General features: G+C 63.1%; 16 protein-coding genes. 11 read left to right on the top strand and 5 right to left on the bottom strand.

Annotation, left to right across the window (positions count from 1 at the left end; translation table 11 throughout):
- Positions 1-9 precede the first annotated feature (9 nt).
- The 9 genes from BHC62_RS03490 (at position 10) to BHC62_RS03450 (ending at position 7,039) form a co-directional block, all read left to right on the top strand.
- Positions 10-336: a cytochrome c gene (locus BHC62_RS03490; RefSeq protein WP_029291245.1), complete on the top strand. Its 327-nt coding sequence runs from the start codon at positions 10-12 to the stop codon at positions 334-336.
- Positions 333-1,505 (top strand): cytochrome D1 domain-containing protein, encoded by a 1,173-nt coding sequence (locus BHC62_RS03485; protein WP_029291242.1) that lies wholly within the window; start codon positions 333-335, stop codon positions 1,503-1,505. The genes BHC62_RS03490 and BHC62_RS03485 overlap by 4 nt, the downstream gene beginning before the upstream one ends.
- Position 1,506: 1 nt before the next feature.
- Positions 1,507-1,965: an Lrp/AsnC family transcriptional regulator gene (locus BHC62_RS03480; protein ID WP_029291240.1), complete on the top strand. Its 459-nt coding sequence runs from the start codon at positions 1,507-1,509 to the stop codon at positions 1,963-1,965.
- The gene (locus BHC62_RS03475; RefSeq protein ID WP_029291237.1) at positions 1,962-2,477 is read left to right on the top strand and encodes an Lrp/AsnC family transcriptional regulator; all 516 of its coding nucleotides are present in this window, start codon (positions 1,962-1,964) and stop codon (positions 2,475-2,477) included. The genes BHC62_RS03480 and BHC62_RS03475 overlap by 4 nt, the downstream gene beginning before the upstream one ends.
- Positions 2,470-2,913 carry an Lrp/AsnC family transcriptional regulator gene (locus tag BHC62_RS03470; protein ID WP_029291235.1) on the top strand — a complete coding sequence of 148 codons (444 nt, stop codon included), beginning with the start codon at positions 2,470-2,472 and terminating at the stop codon, positions 2,911-2,913. The genes BHC62_RS03475 and BHC62_RS03470 overlap by 8 nt, the downstream gene beginning before the upstream one ends.
- On the top strand, positions 2,888-3,421 hold the full coding sequence (locus tag BHC62_RS03465; protein WP_070994233.1) for an Lrp/AsnC family transcriptional regulator: 534 nt from the start codon (positions 2,888-2,890) through the stop codon (positions 3,419-3,421). Before BHC62_RS03470 ends, BHC62_RS03465 begins: the two co-directional genes overlap by 26 nt.
- A gap of 81 nt (positions 3,422-3,502) precedes the next feature.
- Entirely contained in the window at positions 3,503-4,681 is a 1,179-nt protein-coding gene (gene nirJ / locus BHC62_RS03460; RefSeq protein ID WP_070994232.1) for a heme d1 biosynthesis radical SAM protein NirJ, read from the top strand.
- Between the two features lie 67 nt (positions 4,682-4,748).
- Entirely contained in the window at positions 4,749-5,582 is an 834-nt protein-coding gene (cobA, locus tag BHC62_RS03455) for a uroporphyrinogen-III C-methyltransferase (protein ID WP_070994231.1), read from the top strand.
- The gene (locus tag BHC62_RS03450) at positions 5,579-7,039 is read left to right on the top strand and encodes a cytochrome D1 domain-containing protein (protein WP_070994230.1); all 1,461 of its coding nucleotides are present in this window, start codon (positions 5,579-5,581) and stop codon (positions 7,037-7,039) included. The genes cobA and BHC62_RS03450 overlap by 4 nt, the downstream gene beginning before the upstream one ends.
- Before the next feature lie 30 nt (positions 7,040-7,069).
- On the opposite strand, the gene BHC62_RS03445 is transcribed toward BHC62_RS03450, so the two are convergent.
- The gene (locus BHC62_RS03445; protein ID WP_070994229.1) at positions 7,070-9,172 is read right to left on the bottom strand and encodes a PTS sugar transporter subunit IIC/EAL domain-containing protein; all 2,103 of its coding nucleotides are present in this window, start codon (positions 9,170-9,172) and stop codon (positions 7,070-7,072) included.
- A 398-nt stretch (positions 9,173-9,570) separates the two neighbouring features.
- Here BHC62_RS03445 and BHC62_RS03440 point away from each other — a divergent pair, with 398 nt between their 5' ends.
- Positions 9,571-9,831 carry a hypothetical protein gene (locus BHC62_RS03440; protein WP_029291221.1) on the top strand — a complete coding sequence of 87 codons (261 nt, stop codon included), beginning with the start codon at positions 9,571-9,573 and terminating at the stop codon, positions 9,829-9,831.
- 32 nt (positions 9,832-9,863) lie between these two features.
- Positions 9,864-10,202, top strand: coding sequence for a DUF6388 family protein (locus BHC62_RS03435; protein WP_029291219.1), 339 nt, complete (start codon positions 9,864-9,866; stop codon positions 10,200-10,202).
- On the opposite strand, the gene BHC62_RS03430 is transcribed toward BHC62_RS03435, so the two are convergent.
- The 4 genes from BHC62_RS03430 to icmH are packed head-to-tail and all read right to left on the bottom strand — an operon-like array spanning position 10,199 to position 16,091.
- Entirely contained in the window at positions 10,199-11,086 is an 888-nt protein-coding gene (locus BHC62_RS03430; protein WP_070994228.1) for a serine/threonine-protein kinase, read from the bottom strand. The genes BHC62_RS03435 and BHC62_RS03430 overlap by 4 nt on opposite strands.
- Complete coding sequence (locus tag BHC62_RS03425) at positions 11,083-11,814, bottom strand: PP2C family serine/threonine-protein phosphatase (RefSeq protein WP_070994227.1); 732 nt, start codon at positions 11,812-11,814, stop codon at positions 11,083-11,085. Before BHC62_RS03425 ends, BHC62_RS03430 begins: the two co-directional genes overlap by 4 nt.
- Positions 11,811-15,209 (bottom strand): type VI secretion system membrane subunit TssM, encoded by a 3,399-nt coding sequence (tssM, locus tag BHC62_RS03420; protein ID WP_070994226.1) that lies wholly within the window; start codon positions 15,207-15,209, stop codon positions 11,811-11,813. Before tssM ends, BHC62_RS03425 begins: the two co-directional genes overlap by 4 nt.
- A 15-nt stretch (positions 15,210-15,224) precedes the next feature.
- Positions 15,225-16,091, bottom strand: a complete 867-nt coding sequence (gene icmH / locus BHC62_RS03415; protein WP_070994225.1) for a type IVB secretion system protein IcmH/DotU — start codon at positions 16,089-16,091, stop codon at positions 15,225-15,227.
- Positions 16,092-16,094: the final 3 nt, after the last annotated feature.

Here is a 16,094-nt window from a genome sequence, read left to right as displayed (position 1 = left end):
GAGCACGCCATGCAAGTCTCGATGATCGGTTCGGCCATGGCGCTGCTTTTTCTTATTCCCGCGCCGGTGCATGGAGCACCGGCGCCTGCACGCCAGGTCCAGCTGGAACACCTGCTGACCCAGGACTGCGGGGCCTGCCACGGCCTGCACCTGACCGGCGGCCTGGGCCCGGCCCTGACGCCCCAAGCCCTGGCCGGACAGACCCGCGACACCCTGATTGCCACCGTGACTTATGGCCGCCCTGCCCTGGCGATGCCCGGCTGGGCCCCGTTGCTCAATGCCGGCGAGATTGCCTGGCTGGTGGACCGCCTCCTGCAAGGAACCCCCGCGCCATGATCCGTCCCCTGCTTGCCTGCTTTGCCGGCCTGTTGCTCACCGCCTGTGCCCAACCCCCGCTGCGCGGCACCGGCGACCTGGGCCTGGTGGTGGAACGTGCCAGCGGCAGCCTGCTGATTATCGACAGCAGCAACCAGGCCCGCCTGGCGCGGGTCGAGGGGCTGGGCGACTTGTCCCATGCTTCGGCGGTGTTTTCCCGGGACCAACGCTACGCCTATCTGTTTGGCCGCGACGGCGGGTTGACCAAGGTTGACCTGCTGACCATGCGCATCGACCAACGCCTGATCCAGGGCGGCAACAGCATCGGCGGCGCGATCAGCCAGGATGGGCGCCTGATTGCGGTCTCCAACTACCAGCCAGGTGGGGTCAAGGTATTCGACGCGCAAACCCTCAAGCAGGTGGCCGATATCCCGGCCACACCCCTGGCCGACGGCAAGCGTTCGCGGGTGGTGGGCCTGGTGGATGCGCCAGGGCAACGCTTTGTGTTCAGCCTGTTCGATACCGACGAGATCTGGAGTGCCGATTTCAGCCAGGGCAACACCCCGGTCATCACCCGCTTCAGCGGTATTGGCCGCCAGCCCTATGACGCATTGATCACTGCCGATGGCCGTTACTACATGGCCGGCTTGTTTGGCGAGGATGGCATGGCCCAGCTCGACCTGTGGCACCCCGAGCACGGGGTCAAGCGCGTGCTCGCCGACTACGGCCGCGGCCAGGAAAAACTGCCGGTGTACAAGATGCCGCACCTGGAAGGCTGGGCCGTGGCCGACAACCAGGCCTTCGTGCCCGCCGTAGGTCGCCACCAAGTGCTGGTGATGGACGCCCGCACCTGGCAACAGACCGCCGCCATCGCCGTGGCCGGCCAGCCGATTTTTGTCACCGCGCGCCCCGACGGGCGCCAGTTGTGGGTCAACTTCGCCTACCCGGACAACGACCGGGTGCAGGTACTCGACACTGAGACCCACCAAGTGGTCGCGGACCTGCGCCCCGGCCCCGGGGTGTTGCACATGGAATTCACCGGGCGCGGTGAGCAGCTGTGGTTGTCGGTTCGCGACGGCCAGCAGGTGCAGGTTTGGGATCCTTATCGTTTGACCTTGCTCAAGACCCTGCCGGCCGAAAGCCCCAGCGGCATCTTCTTCAGCAGCCGCGCGCAAAAAATGGGGTACTGAGATGGAACTGGATGAACTGACCGCACGCCTGATCGACCGCTATCAACATGGCATGCCGCTGTGCGCCGAGCCTTACCTGGAGATGGCCAACACCCTGGGCTGCAGCGAGAAAGAGTTGATGGCCTGCCTGCAACGCCTGGAACTGGCGGGCGCGCTGTCGCGGGTCGGGCCGGTATTCGATCACAGCCGCGCCGGCGCCAGTACCCTCGCCGCCCTGGCGGTGCCCGCCGAGCGCCTGGAGCAGGTGGCGGCGCGCATCAGTCGCTACCCCGAGGTCAATCACAACTACGCCCGCGAACATCACTACAACCTGTGGTTTGTGCTGACCGGGCCCAATCGCCGCCATCTGGAACAGATTCTGGAGGAGCTGGAAAAGGACACCGGCCTGGTCCCCCTGGACCTGCCAATGCTCACCTCCTACCGCATCGATCTGGGTTTTGCCCTGGGAGGCCACCCGTGATCGCCCCGCTGAACCACGAGCAATTGCTCGACCTGCGCCAGTGCCTGGAGCGTGGGCTGCCGCGCGTTTCGCGGCCCTATGAAGACCTCGCCGAGCAGATCGGCGCCCACCATTTGCAGGTGTTGAAGCAGATGCAGCAATGGCAGGAACAGGGCCTGTTCCGCCGCGTCGGCCTGGTGCTCAACCATCGCGCCCTGGGCTATGTGGCCAATGCGATGCTGGTGCTGGACGTGCCCGATGCGCTGATCGATGAAGTCGGCCAGCGCCTGGGCCGCGCGCCGGGCATCACCCTGTGCTACCAGCGGCCACGACGCTTGCCGCACTGGCGCTACAACCTGTTTTGCATGGTCCACGGCCGTGAGCGCGCAGCAGTGCAGGCGCAGATCCAGGCACTGCTGGACCAGCACCTGCTCGCCGATCTGCCCCACCACCTGCTGTTCAGCACGCGCATGTTCAAACAATGCGGCGGGCGCTTTGCACCGCCACCGTCACAGGTATGGGCCCATGGATGAACTCGACCGGCAGTTGATCAACCGCCTGCAGCGGGGCCTGCCTCTGGTACGTCACCCCTGGCAGGCCGTGGCGGCAGAGCTGCACAGCACGCCCGACGAGTTGCTCGACCGCCTGCATCTGTTGCTCGAAGACGGCGTGCTGACGCGCTTCGGGCCGATGTTTGATATCGAGCGCCTGGGTGGCGCGTTCACCCTCGCCGCCCTTGCGGTGCCCGAGTCCCGCTTTGAACAGGTGGCGGCGCAACTCAACGAACTGCCGCAAGTGGCCCACAACTACCGGCGCGAGCACCCCTGGAACATGTGGTTTGTGCTGGCCTGCGCGACCTGCGCCGACCTCGACCAGACCCTGGCCCATATCCACACCATTACCGGGCTTGAGGTGCTCAACCTGCCCAAGGAGCAAACCTACCATGTCGGTCTGTACTTCCCGGTTTGACGAAACCCTGGCCCAACGCTTGATCCAATTGACCGAGTCCGGCCTGCCCCTGGTGGAAGATCCCTGGACCTGGCTCGCCGAACAACTGGGCATCAGCGTCGAATCCACCCTCGACCTGCTCAAGCGCCTGCAGGCAGAAGGCGCCATCCGCCGGATCGCCGCCGTGCCCAATCACTACCGCCTGGGCTACCGCCACAACGGCATGACCGTGTGGGATGTGTGCGATGAACAGATGCCGCGCCTGGGCGAGTTGATCGGCGCCCAACCCTTTGTCAGCCACTGCTATCGCAGGCCCAGGCGTGCGGACTGGCCCTACAACCTGTTCGCCATGGTGCATGGGCGCAGCCGTGAGGAAATCGACAGCTACCGTGAACACCTGCGCTTTCTGCTGGGAACTGCCAGCCGGGCGGACGAGATGTTGGTAAGCAGCCGCATCCTGAAAAAAACCGGCCTGCGCTTGGCCTCTCCTCGCTCCAGTAGAAGCTGGCTTGCCAGCGAAGGTCGTTAACGATAACGCGGGCATCCTGGATGAACGTGTCGCCGGGGCGTTTTTCGCGAGCACGCTCGCTCCTACAACAAGGAACATCTTATGCTTAGGATCAGTCATTACCTGCGCACCCTGGCCGGCCAATGCCCGCCTCCACGCAGCGCCAAACCCGGCAGCCAGCGCGCGCCGGTGGTGATCTGGAACCTGCTGCGCCGTTGCAACCTGACCTGCAAGCACTGCTATGCCACCAGTGCCGACAGTGTGTTCCGCGATGAACTGGACACCGAAGCGGCACTGAAGGTAATCGATGATCTGCACGAGGCCGGGGTCAAGGTGTTGATTCTCTCGGGTGGCGAGCCCCTGCTGCGCGAAGACCTGTTCCAGCTCAGCGCCTATGCCCGCAGCAAGGGGTTTTTCGTGGCGCTGTCGAGCAATGGCACGCTGATCGATGAGGGCAATATCCAGCAGATCGCCGCCGCACGCTTTGACTATGTGGGCATCAGCATCGATGGCTTGAAGGCCACCCACGATGCCTTCCGCCAATGCGAGGGTAGTTTCGAGCGCTCGATGCACGCCATCAACCTGTCCCGTCAGGCGGGGATCCGCGTCGGCCTGCGCACGACCCTGACCCAGGAAAACTACGCGCAACTCCCGCAACTGCTGGCCCTGATGCGTGAATACGATGTGCAGAAGTTCTACCTCTCGCACCTCAACTACAGCGGGCGTGGCAAGCGCAGCCGGCAGCTGGACGCCCATCAACAAATGAGCCGCGACGCCATGCTGATGCTGTTCCAGCAGGCCTGGGACGACATCCAGAATGGCGTGGCCAGCGATTTTGTCAGTGGCAACAACGACGCCGACGCCGTGCTGTTGCTGCAATGGGTGCACCAGCACCTGCCGGAACACTACCCGCAACTTGAACACCTGCTGCATGCCTGGGGCGGCAATGCCTCGGGCAGTGGCATCGCCAATATCGACAACACCGGCGAAGTGCACCCGGACACTTACTGGTGGCAACACTCGGTGGGCAATGTGCGCCACACCTCGTTCCGCGAAATCTGGCTGGAGCGTCCCGACCCGCTGCTGCTGCGCCTGCGCCAATACCCGCGCGAGATCGGTGGCCGTTGTACCGACTGCCGCTGGCTGGGCATTTGCAATGGCAACACCCGCACCCGCGCCTGGGCTGGCGGCGACCTTTGGGGCCCGGACCCCGGTTGCTACCTCAGCGACGCTGAAATCGCCCGCACGCCGCCCACCTTGATTCCTTGCTCGGCACGCTGAACCACCGGCCGGCTACCTGGTGAAACAACCGGGGGCCGCCAACCTGATGATGAACCAAGGAAGTCTCATGCACTCATCCCACGCGTTACCCTCCGTGCTGCACAGCCCCTTCCACCCCGGCGAAGTCGCCCTGGTCGGCGCCGGCCCCGGTGATCCGCGCCTGTTGACCCTGCGCGCCTGGAGCCTGCTGATGCAGGCCGATGCCGTGGTGTTCGACCGCCTGATCAGCGCCGACCTGCTGACCCTGATCCCGCTGACCTGTGCCCGCCATTACGTGGGCAAGGCCAGCGGGTATCACAGCCTGCCCCAGTCGCAGATCAACGAACTGCTGGCCGAGCTGGCCCTGCAGGGGCAGCGCGTGGTTCGGCTCAAGGGCGGCGACCCGTTCGTGTTTGGCCGCGGTGCCGAAGAACTGGAGTACCTGCTGGCACAAGGCGTGTCGTGCCAAGTGGTGCCAGGCATCACGGCGGCCTCCGGTTGCAGCGCCTATGCCGGCATCCCCCTGACCCACCGAGACCTGGTCAATTCGTGCCGCTTCGTCACCGGGCATTTGCAGCGCGACGGCGAATTGAAGTTGCCATGGGCCAGCCTCGCCGACAGCACCCAGACCCTGGTGTTCTACATGGGCCTGTCGAACCTGGCGATGATCGCTGAGCGCCTGATCGATGCCGGCCTGCCCGCCGACACGCCCGCTGCGTTGATCTGCAACGGCGCCCGCGCCGACCAGCAGGTGCATCGCGGCACCCTGCGCCTGCTGCCAGCCCTGGCCTTGATGTGCGAACCCGGGGTGCCGACCTTGACGGTGATCGGGCATGTGGTCGACCTGTTTGCCGATGCGGCCCTGCATTACCCCGCCAGCCTGGCGCCCGCATACCGCGCAGTGTCCGGGGTGGCGGTATGAAACGCCTGTGGCTGGTGCCACTGCTCTGGGCCAGCGCCGCCCACGGCGCAACCGATGCCGCCGCCGATTACCAGCAGCATTGCCAAAGCTGCCATGGCCTCAACCGGGTCGGCAGCAGCGGCCCGGCGTTGCTGCCCGAGAGCCTGGGGCGGATCAAGCCGGCCGAAATTCGCCAGGTAATCGAACAAGGCCGCCCGGCCAGCCAGATGGCGGCATTCGCCCCGCTGCTGACGGCGCAACAGATCGACGGCCTGGTGAGCTTCTTGCAACAGCCGCCCGCCACGCCCGCGACCTGGAGCGAGCAGGACATGCGCAGCAGCCATCGCCAATTGGCCGACCTCAGTCAACTGCCCAGCACCCCGCAGCACCACGCCGACCCGCTGAACCTGTTTGTGGTGGTGGAATCGGGCGATCATCACATCGATATTCTCGACGGGGATCGCTTTGAAGTGCTCGACCGCTTTGCCTCGCACTTTGCTGTACATGGCGGGCCGAAGTTCTCGCCGGACGGGCGCTTTGTGTACTTCGCTTCGCGCGACGGCTGGATCAGCCTGTATGACCTGCACAACCTCAAGCTGATCGCCGAGATCCGCGCCGGCCTCAATACCCGCAACCTCGCGGTGAGCAAGGATGGGCGCTGGGTGCTGGTGGGCAATTACCTGCCCGGCAACCTGGTGGTGCTGGATGCCCACGACCTGTCACTGGTCAAGACGCTGCCGACGGGCTCACGGGTCAGCGCGGTGTACACCGCCCCGCCGCGCAACAGTTTTATCGTCGCCCTCAAGGATGTGAATGAAGTCTGGGAGTTGTCCTACGCGGCGCCCAAACCGGACTTCGAGCCCCGGCGCATCCAGGCCCAGGATGTGCTCGATGACTTTTCCTTTTCTCCCGACTACCGCCAACTGCTCGCCACCTCACGCAAGGCCGGCGGCGGGCAAGTGATCGACCTCGACTCCGGGCAGGTGGTGACCGACATTGCACTGGCGGGCATGCCGCACTTGGGCTCGGGCACTTACTGGCAACGCAACGGGCAGTGGGTATTTGCCACGCCGAATATCAGCAAGGGGCAGATTTCGGTGCTGGACCTCAAGACCTGGAAGCTGATCAAACAGATCCCCACCTTGGGGCCTGGGTTCTTTATGCGCAGCCACACCAACTCGCGCTATGTATGGAGTGATGTGTTTTTTGGTCCGGACAACGACGCGATCCACTTGATCGACAAGCAGACCCTGGAAATCGCCCACACCCTACGGCCGATGCCGGGCAAGACCGCGGCGCACGTGGAATTCACCCGGGATGGACGCTACCTGCTGCTGAGCATCTGGGACCGTGAGGGTGCGTTGATCGTGTACGACAGCCAGACCTTGCAGGAGGTCAAGCGCCTGCCCATGAACAAGCCGTCGGGCAAGTACAACGTGGGCAACAAGATCGAGTTTGCCGAAGGGACTTCCCATTAGCCCGTGGCGAGCGGGCTTGCCACGACAGGGCTATGCACCGGCCTCATCGCTGACCCTGTCCGCACGCTCGCGCACAAAGCCTTGCACGGCTTCGCCAGGCAGCGCTTTGCTGAAATACCAGCCCTGGATAATCAGCTCCGCCCCGGCGTGCCCCCTGCCCGACTGTAGGAACGCCAACTGCTCGGCCGTCTCCACGCCTTCCACCACCACGCCCAGGTTCAGTGCTTCACAAAAGCGCAACATGCCGGTCAAGACCTGCGCGCCCTTGGGGTCCTGCTGGGCCACCACAAAACTGCGGTCGATCTTGATGAAGTCGACCGGAAACTGGTGCAGATAACTCAGCGCGGAATACCCTGTGCCGAAGTCGTCGATATAAACCTTGGCCCCAATGGCCTGCAGTTTCTCGATTATCTGCCGGGTTATCTGGATATCGCCCACCAGCGCATCCTCGGTGATTTCCACTGACACCTGGCCGTTGGCCTGGGACAGGATCTGCACCAGTTGCTTGCCGTACGCCGGGGTCATCAGGGTAGCGCTGGAGATATTGATGGTGATTGGCAGCGCAAACCCGATTTTCTGCCACTTCTGGTACTGGCGCACCGCCTGGGAAGCCACCCACAGGTCGACGTCCGGCATCAAGCGGGCCTGGGCCAGCCACTGGAGGAACTCCCAGGGCGAATGCACCTTGCCTGCGCCATCACGGGCACGCATCAGGGCTTCGCAGCCGGTGCACAAGCCTGTCCGGGAGGACACTTGGGGCTGGTACTCCAGGTAGAACTCATAGTCGCTGATCTGCTGGATCCTGCTTAAATCAAGGGCCTGGCGGGCCAGCGTCTTGTGCGACGTCAGCACCGGGTCCATTTCCAGCAGTCGGCCTTTTTCTTCGAGCCCGCGAAAGGTCATGTCGAATGACTTGAGGTATACGGTCGCGCCCTCCAGGGTCTGCCGATGGATTGCCCGGATATAGGGCGCGTAGACCAGCGTCCCCACCCCCAGCAACACCAGTTGCAGGGCCACCGCGGCCAAATCGCCCTGGGTGCTCAGGTAGGCATTGAGCAGCACCGGCGCGGTGAACGGCACACTGGCCACCGCCGGCGAGACCCAACCGGCCTGCACCACGAGCAATGCCAGCAAGGTGTTGATCACCGGGACGGCTAAAAAGGGAATAAACAGGCGCGGATTGAGGATGATGGGCAAGCCAAACAGCAACACCTCACTGACGTTGAACAGCGACAACGGCAGGCTGGCCACGGCGAGCAGGCGCATGGACTGGCTCTTGGAAAACAGCAGAATCGCCAGCAACAGACACAGGGAACCGCCCGCCCCGCCAATAAAGGCAAAGCACCCCAGCAGGCCGGCATTCAGCACATAGAGGATGGGCTCTCCCGCCGCCAACGCCGCCCCATTGAGCACCACCGCCTGATCCAGTGCGTCAAACAGCGGCTGGATCGCATACACACCATGGATGCCAAAAAACCACAGCAGCGAATTGATCGCGGTAATAAACATCCCGCTGCCATAAGGCGACTGCAACGCATCGAGCATCACCGGGCCCTGGAACTGGGCCACATGGGGAACCTGCAACAGCAACGACAACGTCGCCACCAGCAGCAACGCGGTGATTGCCCCCGGTACGACCATGTTGATGGTGCCCTTGAGGTTGTGTCCCACCAGGTCCTCGTTGACCAGACGGGTCCAGCGGTACCGATGCAGCCAGGCAATCACCGGGACATTGATCAGCGGCGAGGCAATGGCAATGAACAAGACAAACGTCGCCGAGGCGCGGGGGTAGTCGCGCAGGACAAAGGTGGCGATGACGACATGCGCCAGGCACAGGAAGGCCACTGGCAACTGGGGTAGGCGGTGCTGGATCGCCAACATATAGCCGATGGAAGCCGCGACCAGCAGGGGGATCACGGAGCTGATCTGGGCATGCAGGCCCGCCAGGAATGCCACCACCGGCGGTGGGAAATCGAGGATCCGGGCACATTCGGACAACAGCAGGAACCCTGCCGAGACCAGCAGGCACGGCAGGATCCATAACAGCCCCTCACGGATGGCCCGCAGCGATTCCGTGCTCGCCAGGGCCGCCAGGCGTTGGGTGAAAAAGAGTTTGAACAGCGTTTGCGCCATGATTTTCTCCTTACACCCTTCCTGGCCTTGAGGCTGCCTGATCGGGGGCAGCGCCTCAATCGGAGTCTTCAACGAGGGGTTAACGCTACACGCCCAGGCACCGGGAGTGAAAGGGTTTTGCCCCGCCTGGGCACGATAAATCGCCCCTCCATACCTGCGGGCGCACTGGCAAGGGTGTAATTTCCTACGCTTTTTGAAACAATAGCCCGCTTAAGGGCAGTACTGCCCGTGGGTGCGCCAGCTATTGTCGGAACCAATGGTCACCCACACAGGTCTTGAGCTGAGCAGGTCTACCGACCTAAAGGCCGGTATCGAATGAATCGATCCGCAGACCACTTCTACACGCGCGGGTGTCGGCACACCGACTGGCCCAGCAATCTCAGGGAGATGTATTGAACATGCAACGCAGGATCTCAAATCGCGCACGACCTCTGGTTTTCACTGTAGTGCTCTGGTTGTGTGGGGTCGCCGTACTGTTTTTGATCAAGGCCGCCGTCGAAGCCGTCCAAGGGCCTATCAGCAAGACCTGGGTCGACTTGACGCTGGTACTCGCCGCGTACCTGTTCTTTTTCTTGCTCGATCCACTGCAACAGTGGACGGCCAATCGCCTGCGCAAACGCGCCCGCCGCAAAAGCCGTTACGAACAAACCTCATCCTGACGTTGTAACCCCTGTACTCCTGGAGCAACCCCGTGTCTGAACCTGGCGAAAACCATCGGCTGGCCCTGGATATCTTTTTGAACCAGCATCCCGAGTTGCGCGCCGAACTGGACACCCTCAACCCTCTGGCCGCCCAGGCCAAGCGCCAGACCATGGAGCAATACCGCCGCGAGCTTTTGCACGAAGCCTTCGAGGCCCAGGCAGAATCCCAGAACCTGTTTGCGTGGGAGCTGACACTGCAACTGATCAGCCAATCGCCGCAGGAGTTCGCAGCCAGGCGCCTGGAGGTGCACAGGGAAGTCGCTCAAATGGCGGGCCTGGAGTGGGGTGAGTACTGTCAGTTGCATGGCCTGGCTGAGCACTCCTCTTAACGAGCACGGGCGGCGAACCAGCGGCCCACCACCGAGTGTTCACACTGCATGGCTGCCTGCAACTCGTCGGTGGTGATGGCTCGATGCTGCGGGTTGCTACTGAGCGCAACCCGCAACGCTGGCCAGCAACGCCGTGGCAGTTGCCGGGGAGGCTCACGCCGCCCTCCTTGTGCACTACGCCCGCCAAGCGCCAAGTCGTACAGCAGGCACGCGGTTGCATAGAGCTCCGTGCTGGCCGACAGCGGCGCGCCGTCCAACAGTTCGGGGGCCGCGTAGGCCGGTGTCCAGGCGCTGAAGCGCCGGGGATTCAAAGCCGCCAGCTCCGTCAACGGCGCAGTCTTGGCTTGGGCCAGGCCAAAGTCAAACAGACGCAGCCCGTCATCCACCAACATGACATTGCTGGGCTTCACATCGCCGTGCAGCACACCTTGTCGATGGACATGACCCAGCGCATCCAGTAGCCCAGTTGCAATAGGCCGCAATTGCTGCCAGGACAGCCCGCGCGGACAGTCGAGCAACAATTGGTCCAGAGTCATGCCACTCATCAACTCCATGGTAAAGAACGCCACCCCAGCGACCGTGTCCACGTCAAACGCAAACACCCGCACCACGTGCTCATGTCGCAGGTAGCGGGTCAGGGAAAACTCGCTGTAGAGCAGCAGGTGCGCGTCCTGTGACTGGGCAAGGTTTTCACCGAGGACCTTGAGCGCCACCCGGGGCCTCGGTTCGCCGAATTGCTCATGGAGCAAGTCACGGGCCCGGTACACGATGCCCATGCCACCCACCCCGAGCACCCGCTCCAGGCGATAGCGACCGGCAAGTAACTTCGGCATAGAAGCTCTGGCGCCGGGCGGAGCGCTGGACTGGGGTTGTTTTGCGATCATGGTTTTATAACCACCGCCGTCAGATTATCCCGCGCTTCACCGCGCAGGACCCCATCAAACAAACGATCCAGCATTGACTCAGGGGTTGCCAGGCTCAACGCCTGACCCAGTTCGGCATGGCTCAGCGCCTGGTACAGGCCGTCACTGCACAGCAGGAATACATCTCCTGGGTTATGGGTCAGCTCCAACACTTCCAGCGCCACCGGCTCATCGGCGCCGATCGCGCGGGTCAAGGCATTCGCGGCCGGATGCGCGCGGGCCTGTGCAGGGCTCAACTGCTGCTCGACGATCAGTTGCTCCTGTAGCGAGTGGTCGCGGGACAACTGGTACAACGTGCGTTCGCGCCACAGATAACAGCGGCTGTCCCCGGCCCAGATGCAGACGGCACGATCCCCCTCCAGCAACAGGACCACCACCGTACTGCCCATGGTGCAATCCACATTCGAGCTGGTTACGGTGATCTCCTGGCGCAAGCGCCGGTCAAGCCATTGCAGGCAAAGGCAGACCCTCTTGATCCGCGCATCGAGCCCGCCGCCGCTGGGCAGCGCAGCCAGGCTATCGACCACCCACTGGCTGGCGACATCCCCCGCGCGGTGGCCACCCATGCCATCGGCCACCGCCCAACAGCCCATCTGCGGGTGTTGAAGAAAGGCATCCTCGTTACGCGGCCTGACCTTGCCACGATCTGTGCGCCCTGCACTGCTACAGGCATCGAGCCGCGGGCTCACAGTTGCTCCGGTATGCGGAAGGTACGCCACGCCGCCATTTCAAACGGGTTCGGCGTGCGCTGGCTGGTCAGCAGGTAATTGGCGCGCAGGCCGCCGATATCGGCCTTGAGCAACCGCGCATCACGTCCATTCGCCGCCTCGCCTTGCAGCACATCGAACAGGCGAAACAGGGACCATGGCCCGGTGTTTTTTTCGATACCCATTGGCCGCTGCGCCATGCCTTCCAGTACCAGGCTGCTGCGACCGTCCTCGACGGTGGTTGGCCACTGGAACAGCATCGGCACGATCGGCCCGTGGCGGTACTCCATCTGTTGGTCACCGAATCGCAGGGTCGCCCGGCTGACCGTGGGATCCAGGCTGTAGGGCGCCAACGTAAAGCGCACCCCGGGTTCACTCGGGTCATCGGCAAAGAATGCCTGGCGGATAGTGCGCGCCTTTGCCAGTTGCTCCAGCAACGCCCGTGACATCGGCAGGCTACGGCCATCCAGGCTGCGCAACCGATAGCGATGGCCATCGCCAATCACAAAAGGCCGCAGATCCTCATCCAGGAACCGCGCCATCAACCCTTGGGGTTTGAAAAACTCGCGGAAATCGTTAAGCGCAACGTCGCTACTGGCATGGGCACTGAACGGGTAGCGCTGTTTGATCGCAGAAGAATAGAACCCATACACCTCGCTCTGATAGCGCCGATTGAGGTGACGATAAGCATCGTCGAGCACCAGCCGCCAACTGTCGTCGGCCATGGCGGCCAGCCAACCGTGGAGGGCCGCGGGCAGGCGCTCCGTGGCATTGCGCAGGTTGCCCAAAGCATCCTGTTGCCCCTGCATGCGCCGCTTGACCATCTCAAAGGCCGCCCGCTCAGGCTGGCTTTCCCGACCAAGGGCGGCCAACTGCAGCTGCAGTTGGTTGAGGGTTTGCAGCATCTGGGACAACGCAGGCCCTGGGTTGTCCTGCTCATCGAGCAAGTGATGCAGGGCTTCAAAGCGCCGCTGCAGTGCGCGCTGTGCGTTGTCGGGCGCACGTTGCGCAACGCTGTCCAAGACGGTCTGGGCCACTGGCGAGCCCGGCTGGAGCGCTTCCAGGCGCTCGACCGGGCTTGCAAAGCGGGTATTTTCCCTGACTTGCTGCAGTAACTGCACTAATGGCGAACGCGCGGACGTCAGGCTCGCCAACTGCCCGGCAACCTGTCGGGTGCTATCGCTTTGCTGCAAGCGCACCTGGGCCAGTGCGGCGCCCCAGGCCTGGGCGTAGTCGCTGAAATAGTGCTGTTCCAGCTCGACCATCAGTTGGCGCAAGCCCGTTGCACTCAGTTGCGTGCCCTCTCCCAGTACCCAGTTGTCGCGCACGATGGTATCGACCATCCGGCTCCCCTGTACCGCAAAGAACTGACGGTAGCCATGCTGGGTGAAGAAGCCTGGGATCGGCTGGTCGATGCCGGCGAATACCTGCTCATGCGGGTCCAGATGCTGGGTGAAACGGTAGGGTTCAAGTTCCGCACCCTGTTCGCGCAGCAGGCGGTAGACCACGCCCGCCAGGGGTTGCACCTTCAAGACCTGACGGGCATGGGCGACCAGTGTTTCGTCGAGCGGTCGCACAAAGGGCTGTTCGAGCAATTGCGCGAAATGTGCGTTCAACCGTGCCTGCAACCCAGGGTCCGCCGGGTAGTACCCCGACCACAACCCGGCGACTCGATCCATCAACCAGGGTTTGTCGCGGTGCTCGGGCAGGTTGAGCATCAGGTACGCCCGCAGGCTGACAAGCAGTTGCTGACGGTCGTGCACACTGTTGCGTACCTGCTCCTCCAACATCTCGCTGACCCGTGCCAGCAGGTGTTGCAGCAGAGCCTGCTGGTACGCCGTGTCCAGTACCGGGCGGCTCATGCTGCCCTGGAACAGCCCCACGAACTGCCACCAACCCGCGCCTCGCGGCGCAGCAAAGACCTGGGTGGCTGCCAATCGACTGTCCAGTAACGCAACCATCGCCAAAACCGGGTCTTCTGCCGCCTGCCCAGGCACGGGCGGCCGCGCCAATTCGCGCAGTTGCTCCAGCCGTTGATGGTTCTGCGAATAACTGTACATCCACAACGAACCCATGCCTCCAAGCACCAGGAACGCGGCCAGCGCCAAGCCTCTCTGGCGGCGACGGATGTGCACCCGCTCCCGCTGGTCCAGGCCTGCCAGGTCGACGTCACCGAACACCACCCGCTTGAACAGGCCCTGGATAAACCGTGGACGGCTGTGTGCAGCGTTGCCGGAGCTGGTCAAGTAGACACCGCGCAATGCGTTGACGCGCTGGTAACGGTGAGCAGAAAACGCCAGTTCGATAAACAGACACAGCCGCTCACCGATCTGCGCCACGTGCCGGGGAAAGTCCAACATCCGGCCCCGGCGCTCGCCATTGCGCTCCAGATGCAGGCGCTGGATCAGCTCCGCGCTCAAGCGCTGCAGCAAGGTTTCAAAGGCCTGGCGTACTTCGGCAATATCGGTCCCGGTCTTGCCGGACAAGATGGACTCGCCCCATAGGTCATCATTGGCATGCCCTTGCGTGTGCTCGAAAAACTCGGTAAAGCCAGGCAAATGATCGGCCTGCGTCAGCACCAGATAGACCGGCAGCTCCACGTGCAAGGTCTGTTGTAAATCGTGAAGGCGACTGTTGAATTGGCGCGCAGCGACGCTCAGTTCCTGCTCGCTGCCATTGAGCAAGCTATCGACTGATAGCGTCAGCAGCACGCCACTGAGCGGACGCGCGCGACGGCGGGCCTTCAGCAGGTTTAACAGGGTCGCCCAGCCACCGCTATCAACGTCCGCATCGGCGTGTGTCAGGTAGCGCGCCGGGGTTTCGATCAAAACCCCTTGCTCGGCAAAATACCACTCGCAATGACGCACTGCGCCCTCTGCGTGCGGGGCGCCGGAGTCAACGCGATCCAGCGGCTGTTGCAGCCCACCGGCCTGCAACAGCCGGGTCTTGCCACTGGCAATGCATCCCATCACCAGGTACCAGGGCAATTCGTTGCGCCAGCGCTTACCGCGCTTGCCATAGCGTCGCGACATCTTGAGGGCCTGTAGCGCCTCCGTGAAACGGCCGCGAACGTTGTTGTGCTCGTGCTCCACAAGTCCCTTGCGCTGTTTGGAATTCACCTGGCCCGGGCCGGCATCATCTGCAAAGGGTTGCACGGCGTCGCGCCGATTGACGAAAACCATCGTCAGGCCCCAGGCCAGGAACAATCCACTGATGGTCAGCAGGCGCGAAGTCGCGCCAAGCCAGAAACGCCGGTCATCCACCGCCAGCAGCGGCCCGATCCACCACACCACACACGCCAGCAACAACACCAGCAGCAGGCTCCAGACCCAGGTCAGCCCCAGGGCAGCGGCCAGCTTTTTGAATAGACTTTTCATTGATTGCTCCCTGCGTTACAGCAGTGTCCGGGTGATGTCGGTGGTACTCGGCAGATAGGGCTGCAGCACGCTCTCGCGCTGTTCTCCAAGTACCCAGGCGAACCCCGAATACAGGATGGCCAGGCCCATCGCGACGGCGAGCCAAACCCAGGTTGCAGAAACAATACGTATCGCCTGCTGGGGAGCAGCGCTGGACGACGGCCCGGCGCCGGAGGCCTGGGGCGTGTCACCGCGCACATGGATGATCTGTCGGTACAAGGCGTCACGAATGCCGTCCAATTGCAGCAGCCCACGCTCCAACACCCGGTACTTACCCTCAAAGCCCAGCGCCAGGCACAGGTACATCAGCTCCAGCATCGCCAGGTGCTTGATCGGGTCCCTGGACAGTCGCTCAAGCAGTTCGAAGAATTTTTCGCCGCCAAAGGTTTCGTTGTGGAAACGGCTCAACAGGCTTGTTTGTGACCAGTCGCTCTGGCTACCCCATGCCGTGGTGACCACTGCCTCGTCTATTACGCTGCACAACACATAACGCGCCGCCATGATTTGGCTGTCGAGGATTGCCTCGTGCCGGGCCTGGTTTTCAAAGTGCGTAATACCCGCAGACAAACGTTCATTGAGTGCGCGCAGGCCTTCACGGGCAGGGCTGCCCTTGAGCCGAACCACCTCCGACAGCAGGTCCCAGGCCAACGTCACCAGAGGGTTGAGGCCAAGCCTGAAGTGCTGGGCGCCGTGCAAATGAGCGGCATAGATCATTCGGTCCTCAAGCTGCTCAAAGCGCGGTGGCGCCTCGAAATCCGTCATGGCGCCCTGCGCCGGACCGACACCCTGACGGTCCAGCAGGATCGTTCTGTCGTCCTGCGGGTATGCGTTTTCTGTGGTCATGGG

The organism is Pseudomonas sp. 06C 126 (assembly GCF_001855215.1).
GTDB lineage: Bacteria > Pseudomonadota > Gammaproteobacteria > Pseudomonadales > Pseudomonadaceae > Aquipseudomonas > Aquipseudomonas proteolytica.
The sequence above is the reverse complement of the archived record's forward strand: the minus strand, read 5'-3'. Positions and strand labels throughout refer to the sequence as shown.